The following is a 22,544-nucleotide window of genomic DNA, read 5'->3' as shown; positions in this document are numbered from 1 at the left end:
AACTGGAGAGCGCAATAGTCAAAAACTGGTGGAAAGTGTTTCTTTTGTGAACTGATTCCGCGAGAGTAGCCCTCGGTACGATCGCGACATGGGGTTCTCACTGCTCGGCCTGGCGGTGAGTCTCGCGATCTTCCTGCCGAACCTGCTGCTGATCCCCTTCCCGCCGAGACCGAAGCTCGAGAGCCCGGCGGTGCCCCGAGTGCTCCTGGTGTTCGAGAGGGCAGGGCAGGCGCTCTGCATGACGGTCCCTGCGATCACGGCGGCCGGCCCGATCGCGTGGGGGTGGGCGGTGCCGGTGGCGCTGGCGGTGCTCGCGTACGGGGCCCTCTGGATCCGCTACCTCCGCCGCGGCCGGCCCGGGTCGGCGCTGTTCGACACCGTCCTCGGCATCCCGGTCCCGATGGCCCTCGCGCCAGTGGCCGCCTTCCTCGGCACAGCGGCTTGGCTGCAGAACCCGTGGATCGCGCTGGCCGCGGTCGTCCTCGCGGTCGGGCACATCCCGACCTCCCTCCTCGCGGCCCGAGAACATTAGGCGCACCTGCTCGGCGTGGGGCGCGCGTCCTGATGCAGCGACGAACCGAAACGATCAGTATCGATCCTTGCTAGTCGATTATCGATTGGCTACGGTCGGAGCAGCCGCTCCCGCGGCGCCGCGCGCATCGGCCGTGCGGGAAGCGACAGTTCGGAGACGCGATGAAGCGTGTACTGGCAAGCCTGACCCTGGCGGCGGTGTTCGGATCCGCCCTCGCTGCGGCGGTCCCGTCGGCGGCTGCGGCCGCGGACGATGACGCCCTCTACCTCGCGCCGGGAGGTGACGACACGGCCTCAGGCACGATCGACGACCCGCTCGCGACGCTGGAAGGCGCCCGCGACCGGATCCGCGCGCTGAAGGCGGACTCCGCGCTCCCGGACGACGGCCTCACGGTGTACCTCCGGGAGGGCACGTACCCCCGCTCGGCGTCGTTCGAGATCGGCGCGCAGGACTCGGGCACTGCCGACGCCCCCATCACCTACCGCTCGTACCCGGGGGAGACCGCCACCCTCACCGGCGGTCGCGAGCTGCCGCGCGACCAGTTCGCCGCGGTCGACGACGCGGCGGTGACCGACCGCATCATCGACCCGGCTGCCCGCGACCGCGTCGTCGGGATCGACCTCGCCGACCTCGGCATCACCGACTACGGCCAGCTCAGCCGCCACGGCTACTGGAAGGCCAACGACGTCAGCACCACGCCGCCCATGGAGCTGTTCATCGACGGCCAGGGCATGACCCTCGCGCGATGGCCCAACGCCGACGCGGCCACGCCGACCGTGCAGATGGGGGACATCATCGACGCCGGCCCCGACCGCAACGACGCCGACCTGCAGGAGCGCGGCGGCACGTTCAGCTACGGCTACGACCGCCCGAAGCACTGGACCCAGGCCGAGGACGTGTGGCTGGACGGCATCTTCGGCTACAGCTGGGAGTGGTCGTACAACAAGATCGAGAGCATCGACACCGAGGCGAAGACCATCACCCTCCGCTACGGCGAGATGTCCGGGATCATGAAGAGCTGGTTCCCCGACTTCCACTTCGCGCAGAACCTGCTGGAGGAGCTCGACGCTCCCGGCGAGTACTACATCGACCGCGACGCCGGGAAGCTGTACCTCATCCCGAACGCGGCCTTCACGTCCGGCCGCGGCGCCGTGACGGTCACGACGCTCGACGAGCCGATGCTGCGCGCCGACGGCGCCTCGTACGTGAACTTCGACGACCTCGTGATGGAGTACGGACGCGCGACGGCCGCGGTCATCCTCGGCGGCTCGCACGTGACGATCTCGCACAGCGACATCCGCAACTTCACCGACGGCGGCGTGCTCATCAACTCGCCGGGGCGCTACACGTACGACGGCATTCCGGTGAACCGCGGCGGGCGCGACCACGCCGTGACCGACAGCCGGCTCACGCACGTCGGCGGCGTCGGCGTGGTGCTCCAGGGCGGCGACAAGACGACGCTCGAACCCGGCCGCAACCGGGTCGAGAACTCCGAGATCGCCGACTTCGCATACTACCACAAGGCCTACAATCCGGGCGTGATGTTCGACGGCGTCGGCAACATCGCCAGGGACAACGAGATCCACGACGCCCCGCATCCCGGGATCATCGTGCACGGCAACGACCACCTGTTCGAACGCAACGAGGTGTACGACGTCTGCAAGCAGTTCCACGACCTCGGTGCGATCTACATGAACTCCGGCAAGACCCCGCAGCAGCGCGGCCACGTGTTCCGGGAGAACTACTTCCACGACATCGGCGTCGGCATGGCGGGCGTCGAGGGCATCTACGCCGACAACTTCACGTGGGACCTCACGATCGAGAAGAACGTGTTCGTGAACATGGGCAACGGCGCGATCAAGAGCGGCTCGGCCGACTACATCGAGGCACGCAACAACGTCTTCGTCGACGCCTACGCCCCGTACGACAACTACGAGCAGTGGATGGGCGACCAGGAGGGCAACGTCGTCGACCGCGACTACATGCCGGCCTGGGAGAAGGTGTTCGCCGACAACAACGACTTCGTCGGCACGCCGTATCTGACGAAGTACCCCGAGCTCGCGCACTTCTTCGAGGACGACCACTACTTCCCGAACCACAGCACGTTCGCGGAGAACGTCGTGTGGAACCCGAACCGGGCCCGCATGGCCGGCGTCAACGAGCACGGCGCGAAGGACGGGAAGAACCTCCTGAACTACGAGGACAACTGGGTGGCCGACGCCGACCCCGGCTTCGTGGACGCCGCGAACGGCGACTACACGCTGAAGGCGGACGCGGCCGTGTTCGACCAGATCCCGGGCTTCGAGGCCATCGCGTTCGGCGAGATCGGCGTCGACGGCGCGATCGGGCAGACGCAGCAGCCGCAGACCATCCCGCTCGAGGACATCGCGTTCGACAGCGACACGCTCACGATCGACGCGGGCGACGAGGTGCGCGTGCGCGCCGTTCCGCTGCCCTGGAACGCCGACGACGCCGCGGTGACCTACGCCTCGGCCGATACCGCCGTCGCCTCCGTCAACGACAAGGGCGTGGTGCTCGGCATGGGCCCCGGCACGACCACGGTCACGGCGACGGCGAAGGCCGATGCCGCCAAGACCGCGACCATCGAGGTGATCGTCGAGGAGGGCGACGGCGTGCTGCACTTCACCGACTTCGAGTCGGGGGCGAACGGCTGGCCGACCGACCCGAACCGCTCCATCCAGGTGGATGCGTCGGGCGACAAGGTGTACCGCATCCTCAAGGGAGCCAACAGCATCCTGCCGCGGGACTTCACGGAGTTCGTGCTCGACTTCGACGTCACGGCCCCGGCCACGACCCCCGCCAACGCGGGACTCATCGTCTACGACCGCAACGGCAAGGGCGGCGGCTACATCCGCTTCCGCCAGGCCGCGGCGGGGCCGACCTGGACGATCTTCGACGACGCCTGGAAGGTCGTCGCCGAGAAGGTCGTGCCGGCGGCGCAGGGCCTGACCCCCGGGGAGACCTCGCACGTCCGCATCGCTGTGCAGGACGGGCAGATCCGGATCTCCGTGAACGGGGCGATCGCGTTGGAGGGCGCCGACCCCGGCCCCGGCAAGGCCGGTCGGGTCGGGTTCTACGTGGAGAACTACGCCTCGCTCGACTTCGACGACATCGGGTTCTCGCTCTCCGGGGTGCCGGTGACGGGCGTGAGCCTGGACGCCGACGCCGTGGGACTGACCGTGGGGGAGCGGCGGTCCGTCGCGGCCACGGTCGCCCCGGAGGACGCCAGCGACGCCCGGGTCACCTGGACGACCGACGCGCCGGAGGTCGCCACGGTCTCCGGCGGACGCATCGCCGGGGTCACGGCCGGCACGGCGACGATCACCGCGACCTCGGTCGCCGATCCGAGCCTCAGCGACACGGTCACCGTGACCGTGGACGATGCCGAGTACCCGACCACCCGCCTGGACGGCCAGCTGAAGGACGGGGCGAACTGGAGCCAGTCCGACCTCATCGCGGTGGACGACACGGGTGTCGTGATCAGCGGTCAGGGCGTGCACGGCTACGAGGCCGAGCGCTTCGGCGACACCCTGCTGCAGTTCGAGGCGGAGTTCGGCGCCTTCGACGGGGGCTGGTACGGCTTCCAGGCGCGCTCCGACCAGACCGGCCTTCCCGCCTGGCAGAACTCCAACACCGGATACCTCGCGGTGATCAAGGAGGACGTGATCGAGTTCCAGAGCTGGACCCCGGGCCAGACCATGCTCGACAGCATCCCCAACACGGTCATCGAGCCGAACTCCACGCACCGGATCGAGTTCGGGGCCGTCGCCGAGGACGGCGGCACCCGCATCGTGCTCCGGGTCGACGACGTGACGGTGTGGAACATGGTCGACGCCAGGGAGAACCTCCGCGTCGGTGCGGACGGCTTCTTCAACGTCTACCACTACGGCAAGACGAACACCCTGGCCGTGCGGCCGACACCGCCGCCCGCGACGGTGACCGGCATCTGCTGGGCGCCCGAAGCCGACCCGAAGACCCGCTACGTGCGCGGCGAGGAGCTCGACGTGACCGGCATGCTGCTGGGCGTGGACTGGAGCGACGGATCCCGCACCACCCAGAAGGTGACGGCGGACATGGTCAGCGGCTTCGACAGCAGCAAGGTGCGCCCGCACCACACGCTCACCGTGACGTACGCTGGCGCGAGCGTCGAGCTCCCGATCTCGGTGCGACCGAAGCTCAAGAACGACGAACAGGACGTGCCACGATGCGGGTGACCTTCATCGGAGACTCGATCACCGACGCGGGGCGCGATCGCTCCGACCCGGAGTCCTTCGGGGACGGCTTTGTGTCGCTCCTCGCCCCCGAGCTGCAGGCCGCTGGGGCGACGGTCCGCAACCTCGGGGTCGCGGGGGACCGCGCCCGCGACCTGGCCGCGCGGTGGGACGCGGAGCTGCTGCCGACGGCGCCGGAGCTGCTGACCGTGTACGTCGGCGTGAACGACATGTGGCGGCGGTTCGACAGCGACGACCCGACCTCGGCCGAGGACTTCGCCGCGACGCTCGGCGACCTCCTCGGCCGCGCGGTGGCCGCGCACGCCCCGCGGCTGATCCTCATGGAGCCGTACTTCCTTCCGGTGACGGAGGAGCAGCGCACGTGGCTCGACGACCTCGACGGGAAGCGGGCGGCGGTGCGGGCTCTCGCCGCGGAGCACGGGGCGGCGTTCGTGCCCCTGCACGAGGTGTTCACGGCGGCGACGGAGCAGTATCCGGTCGTCGAGCTCGCGCCGGACGGGGTGCACCCGACGCCCCGCGGATCCGCCCTCATCGCGGATGCCTGGCGCACGGCCGCGTCCATTAGCGATAGTCGATAATGGACGTAGACTGATGGTCATGACGGATGCTCTCGGCACGGCCGGACTGCAGCGCGGACTGCTGTCGGATCAGATCTACGCGCTCATCAAGGCGATGATCAAGGACTCGACGCTGGCCCCCGGCGAGCAGCTCGTGGAGTCGCAGCTCGCCCGGCAGATGCAGGTGAGCCAGGCGCCCGTGCGCGACGCCCTCAAGCGGCTCGCGCACGAGGGGCTCGTGTCGCACGTGCGGCATCAGGGCAACTTCGTCGCGAGCTACTCCGCGGAGGAGGCGGCGCAGGCGAAGGTCGCGCGCGTCGAGCTGGAGGGGCTGGCGGGACGGCTGGCCTGCGGAGCGCTCGACCCCGCTCGCCGGGCCGAGCTCGTCGGCCTCATCGCGCAGATGCATGAGGCGGCTGAGGCGGAAGACCTCGCCCGGTTCCGCGAGCTCGACTTCACCTTCCACCGTGCGGTGATCGAGGCCAGCGGCAACGTGTACCTCCCCCGCATGTGGGACCTCCTGGAGCCGAGCCTGCGCGTCATGCACGTGCTCGGCGACCCCACCTTCACGGGGGACTGGCACGAGGTCGCGGACTGGCACAAGGGCCTGCTCGACACGCTGGAGGCCGGCGACGAAGAGGCCGCGTCCTCCCTGTTCCGCGCCCACGCTGCCGGCACCCTCCTCGACTGACCCCCGCTTCCCGCCGCGCAAGGTCGCAGTTTCGCACCGAGGTCGCATGGCTGGCCGGAGTCCCTGCGACGCGGTGAGGATCTGCGACGGGGGTGCGGAAGTGTCCGGGGTGGGGAGTCCCTGCGCGAGGTCGCAGTTTCGCACCGAGGTCGCATCCATCCCCGGAGTCCCTGCGACGCGGTGCGAATCCGCGACGGGACGCGACTCTGCTTCCGGGACGGGGTGTTCCGGCGCGAGGTCGCAGATTCGGCACGCGGTCGCATCCATCCCCGGAGTCCCCGCGACCTCGGGGCGAAACTGCGACGGGGGCTACGCGGTGAAGGGGGAGAGGCGGTCGGCGGTGCCGGACCAGAATGCTCGAGCCTCGGCAGCGGAGAGCGGAGGAAGAGCCTGCCGGGTCGCGGCGAGAACCTCCCCGTAGGTCGTGGTCCGCGTGGACATCGGCCAGTCGCTGCCGTACATCAGTCGATCCGCGCCGAAGAGGGCGAAAGCGGAGCGCAGCAGTTCCCGCGACTCGTCCGACCCGCGCGCCGTGAGGTCGAGCCCGGAGACCTTCGCCGACACCCCCGGAGCCGACGCGGCCTCGGTGAGGGCGGAGAGCCATGCGGCATCGGCCGTCCGGGCGCCGAGGCCGAGGTGGCAGACGACGATCGCGGTGTCGGGGTGCCGTCGAGACAGCGCGGCGGCGGCGGGCAGCTGGTCAGGGCGGATGAGCAGTTCGAGGGTGCGGGCGGTCGCGCCGAGGTGGGCGGCGAGGGCGTCGAGGCCGTCCACATCCGAGAGATCCGCGGCGAACTGCGGCACCGCGGCGCGCACGCCGACCACGGCGGGAGAGAACGCGACCGCCGTGGCGCCGGCGGCTCGTCCCGGCGCGGGGGTGTACTGCAGCACCACGCGCCGCAGGAACGGGTCGCGGGCGGCGGTCGCGGTCAGCCACTCCGCCTCCGCCACCGAGTCCGCCGCCTGCACGGCGATGGCGGAGGAGACGCCGGCGTCGGCCAGCTCCCGTCCGAGACGAGCGGCCGCGGCCTGCCGGGGGAGCCCGAGGTCGTCGCGGAACCACGGGATCGGCACGGCGTCCGCGTCCCAGACGTGCACATGGGCGTCGACGATCCGCACGTCAGCTCCCGGGCCGCGCGGTCATGCAGCCTCCGCATCGAGGGCGTCCCACAGTGCGGCGGGCAGCGCGGCGTCGAGGCCGTCCACGAACGCGTCCACCTCGGCGGGGGTCCGTGCCCCGACGACCACCGCATCCGCGCCCTGCCGCAGCGGGAACTGCACCGCGGCGTCCGCGAGGTGCACGCCGTACGAGGCGCAGACGGCCTGCAGGCGCTGTGCCCGCTCTCGGAGCTCCGGGGGTGCCGGCTTGTACTCGAAGAAGGGGGAGCCGACCGGGTCGACGAGGATGCCGGAGTTGAACACCGCGGCCGCGAGCACCCCGATGCCGCGGGCCGCCGCGGTCGGCAGCAACCGGTCCAGGGCGGTGCGGTCGAGCAGCGTGAGCCGACCGGCCTCCATCACCACGTCGAGCGGCGCCTCGGCGACGTAGCGCTCGAGGGGGTCGAGCCGTCCCAGCCCCACGCTGATCGCGCGCACCACCCCTTCGTCGCGCAGTTCGACGAGGGCCGGAAGCGCCGTCGCGAACGCCGCCTCCACGTCCAGGGGATCGTGCAGATGCAGCACGTCCACGCGATCGACACCCAGCCGGGCGAGGCTGCCGTCGAGGCTCCTCCGCACGCCGTCCCTGCTGAGGTCGACGACGGAGTCGTGCCCGCTCGCGGCGCCCGCGACGGGGCGGCCGTCCGCATCGACCAGCACCCGGCCGACCTTCGTCGCGATCACGTAGTCGTCCCGCGGCACGCCGCGCAGGGCGAGGCCGAGCTTCCGCTCGCTCTCGCCCGAGCCGTACAGCGGTGCGGTGTCGAAGAAACGGACATCGCGGGCGAGCGCGGCCTGCACGGTCGCCACCGCGTCGCCGTCAGGCACGGGGGCGAAGAGGTTGCCGATCGGCGCGCACCCCAGTCCGACGTCGTCGCGCGCGGCGACCTCGGGATTCAGCGGACGGAGCTCTGGACGGAACGCCATGCCTCGTACTCCTCGCGGCTGTCGGGGGTCAACGGGTAGTAGTCGCTCAGGCGTGCGCCCTCGTCGAGACGGCGGCGGCTGAACACCTCCCACTCCTCATGATCGCGCGCGTCGTCCACGACCCGCGGCGCCATGGCCTGCGGCACCACGACAGGGCCGTCGTCGTCCGCGACCACGAGGTCGCCCGGCATGCACAGCGCACCGCCCACCGCGACGGGCACGTCGTACGCCCACGGCACCAGCTCCGACTGCGAGGCGTAGTGCGGGGTCGTGCCCGTCGACCACACCGGGATCCCGAGCTCGCGGATGCGGCCGGCGTCGCGGATGCGGCCGTCCACGACGATCCCCGCGCCCCCCTTGCGCGCGAAGTATCGCGCCAGGATGTCGCCGATGCACCCGGAGAACCGGCTGCCGTACGCCTGGATCACCAGCACGTCGCCGGGTTGCACGGCCTCGAGCACGTGCCACAGGGCGGTGTGCCGCTCGGCGTACTCCTGCCCGTCGCCCGAGGCCATGTCCTCGCGCTGCGGCATGAACTGCAGGGTCAGCGCCGAGCCGACGACGCGCTGGCCGAGGCTCAGCGGCTCCGGTCCGTCGATGTAGCTGCGGCGGATCCCGAGTCCGTGCAGCTTGGCGCACGCGGTGGCGGAGGAGATCGCGTCGAAGGACTCGACCACCTCGGGCGAGGGCCGCTGGTAGGCCCCACCCCGCACGGGCAGGGCGAAGTCGGGTCGGATCAGATCGGCGCTCATGCGTCTCCTTCAGGGAACAGGTGGCGCGGCGATCCGGTCGCACGCGCGATGGTCAGGTCGAGATCGGCGCTGTGCGCCGGGGGCAGGGTCACCACGAGGTCGTCGTCCACGTCGAGAGTCGTGGTGACGGTCGGGGCGCCCGGGGCGGTGTACGTGCCCGAGGCGCCGGGCCAGAGGCCGGGCTCCTCGCCGGAGGCCGTGACCCGCACGATCCGGTCGAGGCCGAAGCGCCCGCCGCGCAGCCGCACGGTGCGGGTGTGCACGGCAGAGGTGTTCACGAGCTGCACGCCGATGCCGTCGTCGTCGAGGCGGTGCACGAGCGCGGCGACGTCCTCCGGGAGTCCGGGCCGCGCGCGGTCGACGTCCTCGTAGCGGAGCGCCGTGAAACCGAGTCCGCCGTTGTAGAGCACCTGTGGCGCCCCGCCGACGAGCTGCGTCAGCACCTCCGTCACCACGGGATTCACGCGCTGCCAGAAGTGCAGGTGTGCGGCGTCGGGATCGCGGTCGTCGGCGAGCATCATCGCGGCGCGACGTGCCACCTGGCCGAGCGCCATCTCCAGCGCCCGCACCGGATAATCGGGCAGGTCGCCGGAGAGGTACGCGAACCAGCCGGCCTCGTGACCCGCCTCCTCCTTGTCGCGGAACGGCGCGACGAGGTCGGCGGAGGAAGGGAGGCCGGCGATCGCCGTCTCCAGCCGCTCCCGGTCGGACGTGCGTCGCGACCACCACCACAGCCACAGGGGGAGATCGAGCTGCAGCGGACCGTAGTCGAACCAGCCGTCCGAGCCGTGGCGGTAGGGGACCAGCAGGGCGGGCTCGGTGGCGGCGGCGCCGAGCCGAGCCATCCACCCGCCGCGCAAGCTGTACGTGGACTCCGCGACGCTGCCGCTGCGCGCCTCGGCGAGCACGGTGTCGAGCATGGTGCGAACGAGGTCGAGGGCGCCGTCGTCGCCGGTGACGAGCGCGTGGTTGAGCGCGCCGATCAGGGCGCTCATGCCGACGGAGTGCAGCCCGTGCGGCCAGGCCCAGCCGTAGTGTCCGCCCCACCAGCGGCCGTCGTGGAGGGAGCCGACGGTGCCGTCGGGGCCGACGTTGTCGGGGAGCAGGCCCCCGTCCGCCCGCGCGCGCCAGCCGTCGACGTACCGGCGGATCCACGCGGCCGTCTCCTCGTCGCCGTCGTAGAGCCAGCGATTCGCGGCGAGGGAGGTCGCAGCCAGGTTCACGGCGATGTCACCCGCCGCGCGGCGCTGCATCTCCTCCGCCATCCGCTGGGCGTGGGCGGGGTCGGCGAGGTCGTCCCAGGAGGCGATGCCGTCCAGGCCGTGCAGCGGCAGACCGTAGGGGCGCATCTCGTCCCGGTCGGCGGTGTACGGCACGATCTTCTCGTCCAGCCCCTCGCGGGCACCCAGAGCGCCGTTGTGCGGCGAGCGGATCATGTTGCGCTCGGCGTCGTAGTTGCCCTTCGCGGGGTCGGTGAAGAGGGCCGAGAACCGGGCGGCACGCGCGGCGAACGCGGTGTCGGCCGGGTCGGCGGCGCAGATGCCGGCGAGGAACAGCAGCGACTCGCCCTGATGGAACCAGTCGTAGCCGTTGTCGTACTCCTCGGTGAGCATGCCCGCGTCGGCGAGCTGCACGGTCACGCCCTCCCAGTGCCGCTTGGCGTCGGCGAGCACCTCGTCGGAGCCGCCGAGCAGATAGAACGCGGGCCAGTTGAAGAAGGGCTCGTACAGGTCGTCCACGCCGTCGCGGTCGATGAACTCGGCGACGCCGCGGAGGCGGCCGTCCGGCAGCGTGTAGCGGTCGCCGAAGAGGCGGCGGGCCTCCTCGACCTCGGCGAAGAGCCGGCGCTGCAGCACGGCCCAGGCCGGGATCGTGCGCAGCGGACGGGTGAGCGGGGTCTCCGGCACGGTCATCCCTTCGTCGCTCCGGCGACCAGGCCGCCGATGATGTGGCGCTGCATCACGATGAAGAACACCATCGCGGGCAGCACGGCCAGCAGGAGGGTCGGGAACACCTGGGTGTAGTCGGTCGAGAACTGTCCGACCGCCGCGTAGACGCCGGTGGTCACCGTGTAGATCCCGGAGCTGGGCCCGAGGATGATCTGCGGACTCACGAAGTCGTTCCACACGCCGATCGAGTTGAGCACCACGACCGTCGCGACGACGGGCTTCATGATCGGGAAGATGCACGCCCAGAACGCGCGGATGGGCCCGGCGCCGTCCAGCGATGCCGCCTCGTCGATGTCACGCGGGACGCTGCGGAGGTAGGCCGTGAACAGGAAGATCGTCACCGGCAGGGTCGCCGCGGTCTCGAAGAGGATGAACCCGGGGATCGTGTTGATGAGCCCGAGCACCCGCAGCACGAAGACCACGGGGATCAGCGTCACCTGGCCGGGGATGAAGAGCCCGGAGACGAAGAGGAGCAGCAGTCCCAGGTGCCATTTCGACCGCCCGCGGGCGATGACATAGGCGACGGGCGCGGCGAGGGCGATGCAGCAGAGGTTCACGAGCACGACGAACAGCAGCGTGATGCCGTACGCGGCGATCACGTTGAACTTGCTGCTCGTGATCGCGGCCCACAGGTAGTCGAACGTGAACATCTGCGGAGTGATCAGCAGCGGGTTCTCGATGATGTCGGCCTGCGGTTTGAACGCGTTGATCAGCATCGTGTACATCGGGATCAGCATCGTGATCGCGACGACGCCGAGGACGATCCACCGGATCGTGCTGACGGCGAGGGCCGGGCGGTTGCGGGTCTGCTTCATCAGTCGGTCGCCTTCTGCTCGGCGCGGCGTCGCACCAGCGTGACGGCGAGGCCGACGACCGCGGTGACGATGAGGAGGATCATGGACTGCGCGGCGCCGAAGCCGAGCGCCGAATTCGCGAAGGAGTCCTTGAGGATCTGGTAGACGATCGTCTGCGTCGAGCCGGCGGGTCCTCCGTCGGTGAGCGACAGCACCACGTCGTACGCCTTGAGGAGCCCGACGAGGGTGAGCACGAGGTTCACCGTGAAGACGGGGGCGATGAGCGGCAAGGTGATGGAGCGGAACTGCTGCCACCGCGAGGCGCCGTCCACGGTCGCCGCCTCGTAGTACTCCGCGGGGACGGACTTGATGCCGGCGAGGAACAGGATCATGTTGAAGCCGAAGTGCGACCACACGATCGTGAAGATCACGCTCGCCTTGGCGAAGGTCGGGTCCGTGAGGAACGGCATCGCCGGGAGGCCGAGCGTGCTGAGCAGGCCGTTGACGGCGCCGGTGGGGGAGAGCATCGCCGACCAGAGGAAGCCGATGATGAGGGCGCTGATCACGTACGGGTAGAAGAAGATCGTGCGCAGGATCGTGTTCGAGCGGCCGGGCCCGGAGATGAGAGCGGCGATCGCGAGGCCGATGGCGTTGCAGAGGATCGTGCCCACCACCGCGATGATGCCCGTGAAGATCGCGGCCTGGGTCGAGCGCGGGCTGCGGAACGCCTTGATGTAGTTGTCCCAGCCGATGAAGTTGAAGTTGAGGCTGTACCCGTTCCAGTCGGTGAAGCTGAGCACCGCCGCGAGGATCATCGGGATGACGAACATCGCGAGGAAGACCGCGACGGCCGGGCCGCCCATGAGGATGCCGGGGATCCGGTTCCGCCACTGCTGCAGCGCCGTGCGGCGGCGCGGGGCGGGGGGCGAGCTCATCGGCGTCGACGGTCCTGTCGGGGTGGCCGCGGCGGCGGGCGGCGGCGCGGTCGTGGTGGGCGGAGTCATGGCGGCACTCTCGTTCTCGGTGGCGCGTTCAGGGGGAGGCGCTGGGGCAGCGCCGGGACGGCGCCCGGGACGGATGTCGCGTCCCGGGCGCCGCGAGGGTCAACCGGCGTTGGCGGCGAACCAGTCGTCCATGGCCTGCAGCACCTGGTCGGCGGGTGCGCCGCCGAGCAGGGCCTGGGTCTGGGTGTTGATCTCGCCCGAGTAGCCGTCGGGGAGCGTGCGCTCGCCGTAGCCGCCGCCGGTGGGCGTGTAGGCCTCAGCCGGGGTGTCGGCCACGATCTGCAGCAGCTCCTCGCCGAGCGGCGTCATGTCGTACTCGTAGCCGTCGCGGAAGTTGCCGTCGACCGCGAGCTGGTCGCTCACCGCGGTCTGGTCGGTGGTGAGGAACTCGATGAGCTTCGCCGCCGCGTCCTGGTTCTTGCTCGCCTTGAGGATCGAGTACGGGCTGGCGATGTTGGCGCCCATCGCGGGCTGCTCGTCGGCGCTCATGGCGGGGGCGCGGAAGACGCCGATGTCCGCGGAGTCGGCGGCCTTCGCCTGGGTGCCGGCGAACCAGCTTCCCATCGAGTACACCGCAGTCTTGCCCGAGAGGAAGGCCTGCTCGGCGTCCGGGTACTTGATGCCCAGGGCGTCGCCCGGGATGTAGCCCTCGGACACCCAGTCCGCGTAGGTCTCGACCGCATCGCCGTAGGTCTCGCTGAAGGTGACGTCGCCCGCCGAGATGTCCTGGAACCACTCCGGGTCCTCGGCGATGATGGTCGGCAGCCCGAGCGCCTGCAGGGTGTGGCTCGTCATCCAGTCGCCACCGGTCTGGACGGGCGTCCACCCGGCGTCCTTGAGCTTGCCGAGGGCTTCGGTGAGCTCGTCGACCGTGGTCGGCACCTCCGTGATCCCCGCCTCCTCGAACGCGGTCTTGTTGTAGAAGAAGAGGCTCTGCAACTGCACGCCGATGCCGGCCATGTAGTTCTTGCCGTCGATCGAGTACTGGTCGGCGAGCGGACCGGACGACGCCCACTCGTACTGCGAGAGGTCGACGAGCTCGGGAGCGAGCTTGGTGGTGGGGGCGATGGACTGCACGACGTCGGGAGCGTCGCCGGCGGCCAGCAGGCGCGGCACGGCGGCTTCGACGCCCTCCGCACCCGGGTTCTGGATGACGACGTCGATGTTCGGGTTGGCGTCCTCGAACGGCGCGACGAGGTCGTTCCAGAACTCCTCGGTCAGGTTCGGGGTGACGTTCACGAGCATGCGGACGGTGACGTCGCCACCGGCATCGCCGCCGTCGTCGCCGGCGGTGGTCGAGCAGCCGGCGATGGCGAGGGCGGATACCGCCGCGATGCCGACGAGGGGGAGGACTCGGGCCTTGATCATCGTTGATCCTTTCCTGATGCATGAGGGAGGGCCGCTCGCGACATTACACTAATCGATAATCGTTTGTGAAGAGCGGGCAGCATGGATTCCGCTCGGACCGCGTTCCGGTCTGCGGTCTCCGAGCGGGGCGCGTGGCGTGGTCAGCCGGCGGCGCGGCGGGCGCGGTACGCCGCGACGGCGTTGCGGTTGGCGCAGCTCGTCGAGCAGTAGCGCTTGGAGCGGTTGCGGGAGAGGTCGAGGGCGATCGCCTGGCATGTCCCGTCCGCACAGACGGTGAGGCGAGAGCCCTCGTCCGTGCGGATGACGTCGATCAGGGCCATCGCGGTCTCCACGAGCACCCGTTCGGCGAGCGGGCGTTCGTCGGCGAGGCCGTGCAGGTGCCAGCCCAGCTCGTCGTGGCGCACGAGCCGCGGGGTCAGGCGCACCTCGGCGAGAGCGGCATTGACGTGCGCGGCCATCTCGTCGCGCGGAGCGAGCAGCATGGCGCGGAGGCGCGGCCGCAGAGCGCGGAGGTCGTCGAGTTCCACCGTGTCCCCGTCGACCCGTCCCGTGTACGGGAACACCTGAAGGAAGGCCTTCTCGTCGTCGATGTCGACCAGGGTGTCCGGGTCCTCCGCCGAGTTCGCGAGCCAGACCGCCGCGCGCAGCGCATCCTCTGTGTCATCGGTGAAGACCATGTTGACAGCTTACTCCCGCGGGCGTAGCGTCATCCCTCATGAGCACCGTGGCTGATGACACTCCGCGCACCCGGACCGGGGTGCGCCTCGGGCTGCCGCTCGCTGTCGCCGCCGCCTTCGCGTTCGGCTCCTCCGGGGCGTGGGCACGTGGACTCATCGACGCGGGATGGACGCCGGGCGCTGCCGTCACGGTGCGGGTCTGGGTCGCGGCGCTCGTGCTGCTCGTCCCCACGGTCCTCGCGCTCCGCGGGCGGTGGCGTGCCCTCGGGCAGAACGCGGGGATGGTCGCTGCCTACGGCCTCCTCGCCGTCGCCGCCACCCAGCTCTGCTACTTCCAGGCCGTGGCGTTGATGGACGTCGGGATCGCGCTGCTCATCGAGTACACCGCCCCGGTCGCCGTGCTCCTCTGGCTCTGGCTGCGCCGGGGCGAGCGTCCCACGCGGCGCAGCGTCCTCGGTGCCGGCATCGCCTTCGTCGGGCTCGTCCTCATGCTCGACATCGTCACCGGGGCGCAGGTGGATGTCGTCGGTGTCCTCTGGGCACTCGGGGCGATGGTGGGGGCCGCGAGCTACTTCGTGCTGTCCGCCAGGGCCGACACCGGGATCCCGCCGATCGCCCTCGCGGGCAGTGGGCTGCTGCTCGGTGCCGTGGGTCTGAGCCTCGCCGCGCTCGTCGGCGTGCTGCCGTTCGCGTGGACGACGGCCGACGTCGACTACCGGTTCGGTGCGGTGCCGTGGTTCGTGCCGGTCCTCGCGATCGGCGTGATCGCCACGGCCCTCGCGTACGTGCTCGGCATCGTCTCGACGCGGATGCTCGGCTCCCGGCTGGCCTCGTTCGTCGCGCTCGCCGAGGTCGTGGCGGCCCTGCTCTTCGGCTGGCTCCTACTTGGGCAGCTCCCCGGCCCGCTGCAGGCCCTCGGGGGCGTGCTCGTGCTCGCCGGCGTGGTCGTCGTGAAGCTCGGCGAGCCCCGCCCCGCCCCCTGAGCGGCGTCCCGCGGGCACGACTTCGGAGATCGGAGCCGACACGCCGGCCTCCCGCCCCGCGGTGCGGCGTGTCCCGGGCGCTCTCCGAAGCTGTGCCCGGGTGCGGGGCGGGTGGACGGAGATTATGTATACGAATCGACCACCCGCGCCCGAGAAGGGGACCACCTCGGGAGGTTTATGTATACACTGACGGAATGGTTCTCCCTGTCGAGCGCACGTCCATGGGTGATCGCGCCTATGCGGCGCTCCTCGACGGCATCCAGTCCGGGGAGCTGCCGGCCGGGTACGTGCTCGGCGAGGTGGAGCAGGCCGAGCGCCTCGGCGTGAGCCGGACCCCGCTGCGAGAGGCGCTGCGCCGCCTGGCCGCCGACGGCCTGGTGGTGCAGCAGTCGCCCCGCGTGACCGTGGTCGCCGACCTCGACGCCGACGACATCCGGTCCCTGTTCGAGATCCGTCGCGCGCTGGAGGAGACCTCCGCCCGACTGGCGGCCGTCCGGGGCGACGCCGACCGGTTCGCCGCGCTCGCCGCGGAGTTCGCCCACGTGGACCTCACCAGGGCGGAGGGCCGCGATGCCTACTACGCCCTGATCGCACGATTCGATGCGGCCCTCGACGACGCCGTCGCCAACGACTACATCGCTGCGGCGCTGCGCACGGTCCGCACCCACCTCGTCCGCGTGCGGCGCATGGCGCGGGACAAGCCCGCGCGGCTCGCCGCCTCCGCGGCCGAGCACCGCACCATCGCCGAGGCGCTCGCCGCCCGCGACGGCGACCTCGCCGCCCATGCCACGCACGTGCACCTGCACAACGCGCTCACCGGCATCCTCGACTCCCTCCCTGACAGCGAAGGACACTCATGACCGTCACCCACCACGTCCGCGTGCACGCCAGCTCCGAGAACCTCGTCCGCGAGGATCAGCTCGCGTGGAAGATCGCCGAGGTCGCAGTCGACCAGGTCGAGGTCGAGCAGCCCGTCGTCGACATGATCATCAACCGCATCATCGACAACGCCGCCGTCGCCGCCGCCTCCCTCACCCGCGCGCCGATCGTCGCCGCCCGCGCGCAGGCGTTCAGTCACCCCGTCTCCACCGGTGGTGCCGGCGCCAACCTCTTCGGAACACCGCTCGACCGCCGCACCAGCCCGGAGTGGGCGGCCTGGGCGAACGGCGTGGCCGTGCGCGAGCTCGACTACCACGACACATTCCTCGCCGCCGAGTACTCGCACCCGGGCGACAACGTCCCGCCGATCCTCGCTGTCGCGCAGCACACCGGCAAGGACGGCCGCGCGCTCGTGCGCGGCATCGCCACCGGCTACGAGATCCAGATGGACCTCGTGCGCGCGATCTGCCTGCACAAGCACAAGATCGACCACGTCGCGCACCTCGGCCCGTCCGCCGCCGCCGGCATCGGCACCCTCCTCGGCCTCGACGTCGAGACGATCTACCAGGCGGTCGGCCAGGCGCTGCACACCACGACCGCCACGCGCCAGAGCCGCAAGGGCGAGATCTCCACCTGGAAGGCGCACGCCCCGGCCTTCGCCGGGAAGATGGCCGTCGAGGCCGTCGACCGGGCGATGCGCGGACAGACGAGCCCCGCGCCGATCTACGAAGGCGAGGACGGCGTGATCGCCTGGATGCTCGACGGGAAGGACGCGGCCTACGAGGTGCCGCTGCCCGCCGCCGGCGAGGCCAAGCGCGCGATCCTCGACTCGTACACGAAAGAGCACTCCGCGGAATACCAGGCGCAGGCGTGGATCGACCTCGCCCGCAAGCTCGGCACCGCGAACCCGGCCCTCCGCGACCCCGCGAACATCGCCTCGATCGTGCTGCACACCAGCCACCACACGCACTATGTAATCGGCTCGGGAGCGAACGACCCGCAGAAGTACGACCCGACGGCCTCCCGCGAGACCCTCGACCACTCCATCCCGTACATCTTCGCGGTGGCGCTGCAGGACGGCGGCTGGCACCACGTCGACTCCTACACGCCGGAGCGCGCAGGCCGCCCCGACACCGTCGCGCTGTGGCACAAGATCACCACGGCCGAGGACGCGGAATGGACCCGCCGCTACCACTCGGAGGACCCGGACGAGAAGGCGTTCGGCGGCCGCGTCGAGATCCGCCTCACCGACGGCTCGACCGTGGTCGACGAGATCGCCGTCGCCGACGCCCACCCCCTCGGCGCGCGCCCGTTCGCGCGGGAGAACTACATCGCCAAGTTCCGCCTGCTCGCGGAGCCCGTGCTCGAGCCCGCCGAGATCGAGCGGTTCCTGGAGCTCGTGCAGCGCCTGCCCGAGCTCACGGCCGCCGAGGTCGCCGAGCTCTCGATCGTCGCGAAGCCCGGTCTGCTCGACGACGCCGCGGCGCCCGCCGGTCTGTTCTGATGCCCACGCCGTTCATAACTCAGGAGAATCGGCGCGGAACGCGTCGGCTGACCGCCTACACGGCTCTCTCCCCCGCCGGTCTCCTGAGTTGTGAACACCGATCGAAGGGGAGCAACTGATGCTGTACTCCACCACGACGCCGGCCGAGAAGCGGCGCCTGTTCCGGGAACGGCTCGCCTCAGGGGAGCTGCTGCGCTTCCCCGGCGCGTTCAACCCCCTGAGCGCCAGACTGATCGAGCAGAAGGGGTTCGAGGGGGTCTACATCTCGGGCGCCGTGCTCTCCGCCGACCTCGGTCTGCCGGACATCGGGCTGACCACGCTGACCGAGGTCGCCGGGCGGGCGAAGCAGATCGCCCGCATGACCGACCTCCCCGCGATCGTCGACGCCGACACCGGCTTCGGCGAGCCGATGAACGTCGCGCGGACGATCCAGGAGCTCGAGGACGCCGGTCTCGCGGGAACGCACATTGAGGACCAGATCAACCCGAAGCGCTGCGGACACCTGGACGGCAAGGCCGTGGTCGACGAGGACACCGCGATCAAGCGCATCCGCGCCGCCGCCGACGCCCGCCGCGACGAGAACTTCCTGATCATGGCGCGTACCGACATCCGGGCGATCGAGGGGCTGGACGCGGCGATCGACCGGGCCAAGGCGCTCGTCGACGCGGGAGCCGATGCGATCTTCCCGGAGGCGATGCGCACGATCGGCGAGTTCGAGGCCATGGCCGCGGCGCTGGACGTGCCGATCCTCGCGAACATGACCGAGTTCGGCAAGAGCGAGCTGTTCTCCGTCGATAGCCTCCGCGATGCCGGGGTGCGCGTGGTCATCTGGCCGGTGTCGCTGCTGCGGATCGCGATGGGGGCGGCGGGCCGTGCGCTCGATACGCTGAACGACGAGGGGCACCTGACCTCGAAGCTCGGGGAGATGCAGCACCGCGCCGACCTCTACGAGCTGATCGACTACGAGTCGTACAACCGTTTCGACTCCGGCGTCTTCAACTTCACACTCGACAACACCGGTCGCTGAGCGCAGCGAAGCGGACACACGACGCGGTTGCTGAGCGAGGAGCGCAGCGACGAGTCGAAGTACACGAAGGAGTGACCATGACCGAGCCGGACATCAAGAAGGGCCTCGCGGGGGTCGTCGTCGACACGACGGCGATCTCGAAGGTCAACCCAGAGACGAACAGCCTGCTCTACCGCGGCTATCCGGTGCAGGAGCTCGCAGACACGCAGTCCTTCGAGGCCGTGGCGTACCTGCTGTGGAACGGCGAGCTGCCGACGGGCGACGAGCTCGCGGCGTTCCGGCTGGAGGAGCGGAAGCACCGCGCCCTGGCCGACAACGTGAAGGCCGCCATCGACCTCGTGCCCCTCGAGGCGCACCCGATGGACGAGGTGCGCACGGCCGTGAGCCTGATCGGCGCATCGGACCCCGAGGCCGGCGGTTCCGTGCTCGACGCCGGTGGCAGCCCCGAGCAGAACCTGGCGCGCAGCATCCGCCTGTTCGCCGCGCTGCCGGCCATCGTCGCCTACGGCCAGCGTCGCCGTCGCGGCCAGGAGCTCATCGCTCCGCGCGACGACCTCGACTACTCGGCGAACTTCCTCTGGATGACCTTCGGGGAGGAGGCCGACCCGGTCGTGGTCGACGCGTTCAACCGGTCGATGATCCTCTACGCCGAGCACTCCTTCAACGCCTCGACCTTCACCGCCCGGGTCATCACCTCGACCCTCAGCGACATCTACTCGGCTGTGGTCGGGGCCATCGGCGCGCTCAAGGGCCCGCTGCACGGCGGGGCGAATGAGGCCGTGCTGCACATCTTCAAGGAGATCGGTTCGGCGGACGCCGTCGAGGCCTGGCTCGACAAGGCCCTCGCGGAGAAGCGCAAGATCATGGGCTTCGGACACCGCGTCTACAAGAACGGCGACTCACGCGTGCCGACCATGAAGGCCGCGCTCGACACCCTCGTCGCGCACTACGGCCGGGAGGACGTCGCCGAGCTGTACGACGCGCTGGAGTCACAGTTCGTCGAGCGCAAGGGGATCCACCCGAACCTCGACTACCCGTCCGGCCCCGCGTACAGCCTCATCGGCTTCGACACGCTCACCTTCACGCCGCTGTTCGTCGCGGCGCGGGTGACGGGGTGGACGGCCCACGTCATCGAGCAGGCCGGCGCGAACGCCCTGATCCGCCCGTTGTCGCACTACGACGGCCCCGACGAGCGGCACGTGGCCGGCTGACTCCGTTCCGTTCGAATCGCCTGAATGGCTCCATCTCACCGCGGGATGGAGCCATTCGCGCGATTCGGAGCAGTAGCGTGCCGACGGCCCGGGGTCAAGCGGATGCGGCGGATTTCGGGGAGGAGTAAACCGGATCCGGGACGACAGCGTGTCCCGCGAGAAGGAGGCCCCATGTCCGCGTCCGACGTCACCGTCAAGGAGGTCCGGTCGCTCGTCGCCGCGCGCATGGACCGGCTCCCCTGGTCGCGCTTCCACTGGATGATCGTCGTCGGACTCGGGTTCTCCTGGATCCTCGACGGCCTCGAGGTGCAGATCGTCGCGGCTAACGGCTACGCGCAGACGCTGGGGATGGGCCCGGCCGAGGTCGGCCTCGCCGGCACCTGCTACCTGCTCGGACAGGTTTTCGGCGCCCTCGTGTTCGGCCGTCTCGCCGACCGTCTCGGCCGCAAGAACCTCTTCCTGCTCTCCCTCGGGGTGTACCTCGTCGGGTCGGCCGTCGCCGGTCTCGCGTTCGCCCCGTGGTTCTTCTACATCTGGCGCTTCGTCGCCGGGGCGGGCATCGGCGGCGAGTACGCGGCCATCAACTCGGCCATCGACGAGATCATCCCCGCGAAGTACCGCGGCCGTGTCGACATCGCCATCAACGGCACCTACTGGGGTGGTGCGGCGCTCGGCGCCGTCGCCAACATGTTCTTCCTCAACACCGACATCCTGCCCGCTGACATCGGCTGGCGGCTGAGCTTCTTCGTCGGCCCGATCCTCGGCCTCCTCATCATCTGGCTGCGGCGGCACATCCCGGAGAGCCCGCGCTGGCAGATGACCCACGGTCGCGAGGAGGAGGCGGAGCGCAACGTCGACGAGATCGAGGAGCGCATCCGCAAGGAGGGCAAGACGATCGAGCCCGTCGACGAGAGCAAGGCCATCACGGTCAAGGAGTACGGCAGCGTCCCGTTCCTCGTGATCGCGAAGGTGCTGTTCAAGAAGTACCCGCGGCGCACGCTCGTCGGCATCACGATGATGGTCACGCAGTCCTTCCTCTACAACGCGATCTTCTTCACGTACGCGCTCGTGCTGGAGAACTTCTACGACACCCCGCCGGCATCCGCGTCGCAGTACTTCATCGTCTTCGCGGTGGGCAACCTCGCCGGCGCCCTCATCCTCGGCCACTTCTTCGACACGTGGGGTCGTCGGCGGATGCTGTTCGGCACCTATGTGCTCGCGGGACTGATCCTGCTCGTCAGCGCCTTCCTCTTCAACGCGGGCGTGCTGAACGCGGGCACGCACACGGCATTCTGGTGTGCGTCGTTCTTCTTCGCCTCAGCCGGGGCCTCCGCCGCGTATCTGACGGTGAGCGAGATCTTCCCACTCGAGCTGCGCAGCCAGGTGATCTCGTACGTCTTCTCGATCGGGCAGCTCGTCGGCGCCATCGCCCCGGTGCTCTACGGTGCACTGATCGGTGCGAGCGCGGAGTCCGGCGACCGCGGTCCGCTTTTCTGGGGCTACGTGCTCGGTGCGGCGATCATGATGTTCGGCGGTGTCGTGTGCGGTGTCTTCGGAGTCAGCGCCGCCGGGAAGTCGCTGGAGGACATCGCCGATCCGCTCTCGCTCGTGGAACCGGCGAAGAAGGGCGTCACCCCGGGCGCGGAGTCCGGCTCCTGAGAAGGCGGTTCCGCTAGCGGGCGAGCCAGTTCCGCAGGGAGCGTGTGACGAACGGCAGCACCCAGTACGTCATGATCGGCGTGAGCACGAGGGTGGTGATGAGCACCCGGAGCCACAGCGGCACGGCGTCCCATCCCGGCACCGGGCTCATGGCGTAGGTGAACGCGAGGTTCACGGGGAAGAAGCCAAGCCAGATCGAGACGGCCTGCTTCCACCGCGGCGGCGCGGGGGCGACGGTCACGGTGCTGGTCGTGCCGTCCGGGTCTACGACGGGGATGGAGCCCGTGGACGGCTCGTCGAACCAGCCCTCGATGCCGGAGCGGCGCTTGGACCGCTCGCTGCGGACGAAGCCCTGGCCCATCGACAGCCACCACGCGCGTTCCCCGGACTGTTCCCACGCGGTGAGCGCGTCCTCGCTCGCGAAGCGGTAGAGCATGTGCCAGACCTGGGAGTCCTCGCCGGCACGGACCCAGCCGGAGCCGAGGAATCCCGGGTACTTCGTCGCGAGGTTCACCCCGGTCTGCACCCACGCGGTGGCCTCGGTGATGCGCTCCGGGTCGACCTCGCGGCGGATGGAGACGGTGACGGGTTCGGACACAGGGGCGGATGCGGACATGGT

19 protein-coding genes are annotated in these 22,544 nt (G+C 70.3%); 10 read left to right on the top strand and 9 right to left on the bottom strand.

The window, feature by feature from the left end:
• The first annotated feature begins 88 nt into the window (after positions 1 to 88).
• From KVS71_RS11480 to KVS71_RS11465, 4 genes are all read left to right on the top strand, one after another.
• Positions 89 to 532, top strand: a complete 444-nt coding sequence (locus KVS71_RS11480; protein ID WP_105950504.1) for a hypothetical protein — start codon at positions 89 to 91, stop codon at positions 530 to 532.
• 161 nt (positions 533 to 693) lie between these two features.
• Positions 694 to 4,767 carry an Ig-like domain-containing protein gene (locus tag KVS71_RS11475; protein WP_217584600.1) on the top strand — a complete coding sequence of 1,358 codons (4,074 nt, stop codon included), beginning with the start codon at positions 694 to 696 and terminating at the stop codon, positions 4,765 to 4,767.
• Positions 4,758 to 5,363: an SGNH/GDSL hydrolase family protein gene (locus tag KVS71_RS11470; protein WP_217584599.1), complete on the top strand. Its 606-nt coding sequence runs from the start codon at positions 4,758 to 4,760 to the stop codon at positions 5,361 to 5,363. Before KVS71_RS11475 ends, KVS71_RS11470 begins: the two co-directional genes overlap by 10 nt.
• A 19-nt stretch (positions 5,364 to 5,382) precedes the next feature.
• On the top strand, positions 5,383 to 6,033 hold the full coding sequence (locus tag KVS71_RS11465) for a GntR family transcriptional regulator (RefSeq protein ID WP_105950849.1): 651 nt from the start codon (positions 5,383 to 5,385) through the stop codon (positions 6,031 to 6,033).
• A gap of 309 nt (positions 6,034 to 6,342) precedes the next feature.
• Here KVS71_RS11465 and KVS71_RS11460 read toward each other — a convergent pair whose 3' ends face one another.
• The 8 genes from KVS71_RS11460 to KVS71_RS11425 form a co-directional block, all read right to left on the bottom strand.
• On the bottom strand, positions 6,343 to 7,152 hold the full coding sequence (locus KVS71_RS11460; protein WP_217584598.1) for an amidohydrolase family protein: 810 nt from the start codon (positions 7,150 to 7,152) through the stop codon (positions 6,343 to 6,345).
• Between the two features lie 21 nt (positions 7,153 to 7,173).
• On the bottom strand, positions 7,174 to 8,118 hold the full coding sequence (locus KVS71_RS11455) for an aldo/keto reductase (RefSeq protein ID WP_060922548.1): 945 nt from the start codon (positions 8,116 to 8,118) through the stop codon (positions 7,174 to 7,176).
• Positions 8,088 to 8,870, bottom strand: a complete 783-nt coding sequence (locus KVS71_RS11450; RefSeq protein ID WP_060922547.1) for a dimethylmenaquinone methyltransferase — start codon at positions 8,868 to 8,870, stop codon at positions 8,088 to 8,090. Before KVS71_RS11450 ends, KVS71_RS11455 begins: the two co-directional genes overlap by 31 nt.
• Complete coding sequence (locus tag KVS71_RS11445; protein ID WP_217584597.1) at positions 8,867 to 10,783, bottom strand: hypothetical protein; 1,917 nt, start codon at positions 10,781 to 10,783, stop codon at positions 8,867 to 8,869. The genes KVS71_RS11450 and KVS71_RS11445 overlap by 4 nt, the downstream gene beginning before the upstream one ends.
• Entirely contained in the window at positions 10,780 to 11,634 is an 855-nt protein-coding gene (locus KVS71_RS11440) for a carbohydrate ABC transporter permease (protein ID WP_017204137.1), read from the bottom strand. Before KVS71_RS11440 ends, KVS71_RS11445 begins: the two co-directional genes overlap by 4 nt.
• Positions 11,634 to 12,617, bottom strand: coding sequence for a carbohydrate ABC transporter permease (locus KVS71_RS11435; protein WP_231919661.1), 984 nt, complete (start codon positions 12,615 to 12,617; stop codon positions 11,634 to 11,636). The genes KVS71_RS11440 and KVS71_RS11435 overlap by 1 nt, the downstream gene beginning before the upstream one ends.
• 99 nt (positions 12,618 to 12,716) lie before the next feature.
• On the bottom strand, positions 12,717 to 13,985 hold the full coding sequence (locus KVS71_RS11430; RefSeq protein ID WP_060922545.1) for an ABC transporter substrate-binding protein: 1,269 nt from the start codon (positions 13,983 to 13,985) through the stop codon (positions 12,717 to 12,719).
• A 140-nt stretch (positions 13,986 to 14,125) separates the two neighbouring features.
• Positions 14,126 to 14,662 (bottom strand): CGNR zinc finger domain-containing protein, encoded by a 537-nt coding sequence (locus KVS71_RS11425; RefSeq protein WP_217584596.1) that lies wholly within the window; start codon positions 14,660 to 14,662, stop codon positions 14,126 to 14,128.
• Positions 14,663 to 14,700: 38 nt separating this feature from the next.
• On the opposite strand from KVS71_RS11425, the gene KVS71_RS11420 reads away from it, so the two are divergent.
• From KVS71_RS11420 to KVS71_RS11395, 6 genes are all read left to right on the top strand, one after another.
• Positions 14,701 to 15,645 (top strand): EamA family transporter, encoded by a 945-nt coding sequence (locus KVS71_RS11420; protein WP_217584595.1) that lies wholly within the window; start codon positions 14,701 to 14,703, stop codon positions 15,643 to 15,645.
• A 194-nt stretch (positions 15,646 to 15,839) separates the two neighbouring features.
• A complete protein-coding gene (locus KVS71_RS11415; RefSeq protein ID WP_025105405.1) occupies positions 15,840 to 16,505 on the top strand; it encodes a GntR family transcriptional regulator in 666 nt (221 codons plus the stop codon).
• The gene (locus KVS71_RS11410) at positions 16,502 to 18,028 is read left to right on the top strand and encodes an MmgE/PrpD family protein (protein WP_217584594.1); all 1,527 of its coding nucleotides are present in this window, start codon (positions 16,502 to 16,504) and stop codon (positions 18,026 to 18,028) included. The genes KVS71_RS11415 and KVS71_RS11410 overlap by 4 nt, the downstream gene beginning before the upstream one ends.
• Positions 18,029 to 18,146: 118 nt before the next feature.
• Complete coding sequence (gene prpB, locus KVS71_RS11405; RefSeq protein ID WP_217584593.1) at positions 18,147 to 19,055, top strand: methylisocitrate lyase; 909 nt, start codon at positions 18,147 to 18,149, stop codon at positions 19,053 to 19,055.
• Positions 19,056 to 19,132: 77 nt separating this feature from the next.
• The gene (locus tag KVS71_RS11400) at positions 19,133 to 20,266 is read left to right on the top strand and encodes a bifunctional 2-methylcitrate synthase/citrate synthase (RefSeq protein ID WP_217584592.1); all 1,134 of its coding nucleotides are present in this window, start codon (positions 19,133 to 19,135) and stop codon (positions 20,264 to 20,266) included.
• A gap of 171 nt (positions 20,267 to 20,437) precedes the next feature.
• Positions 20,438 to 21,925 carry an MFS transporter gene (locus tag KVS71_RS11395; RefSeq protein ID WP_217584591.1) on the top strand — a complete coding sequence of 496 codons (1,488 nt, stop codon included), beginning with the start codon at positions 20,438 to 20,440 and terminating at the stop codon, positions 21,923 to 21,925.
• Between the two features lie 13 nt (positions 21,926 to 21,938).
• On the opposite strand, the gene KVS71_RS11390 is transcribed toward KVS71_RS11395, so the two are convergent.
• Positions 21,939 to 22,541 (bottom strand): antibiotic biosynthesis monooxygenase, encoded by a 603-nt coding sequence (locus KVS71_RS11390; RefSeq protein WP_254635694.1) that lies wholly within the window; start codon positions 22,539 to 22,541, stop codon positions 21,939 to 21,941.
• Positions 22,542 to 22,544: the final 3 nt, after the last annotated feature.

The organism is Microbacterium sp. GbtcB4, from assembly GCF_019091465.1.
GTDB classification, from domain to species: domain Bacteria; phylum Actinomycetota; class Actinomycetes; order Actinomycetales; family Microbacteriaceae; genus Microbacterium; species Microbacterium paraoxydans.
The sequence above is the reverse complement of the archived record's forward strand: the minus strand, read 5'-3'. Positions and strand labels throughout refer to the sequence as shown.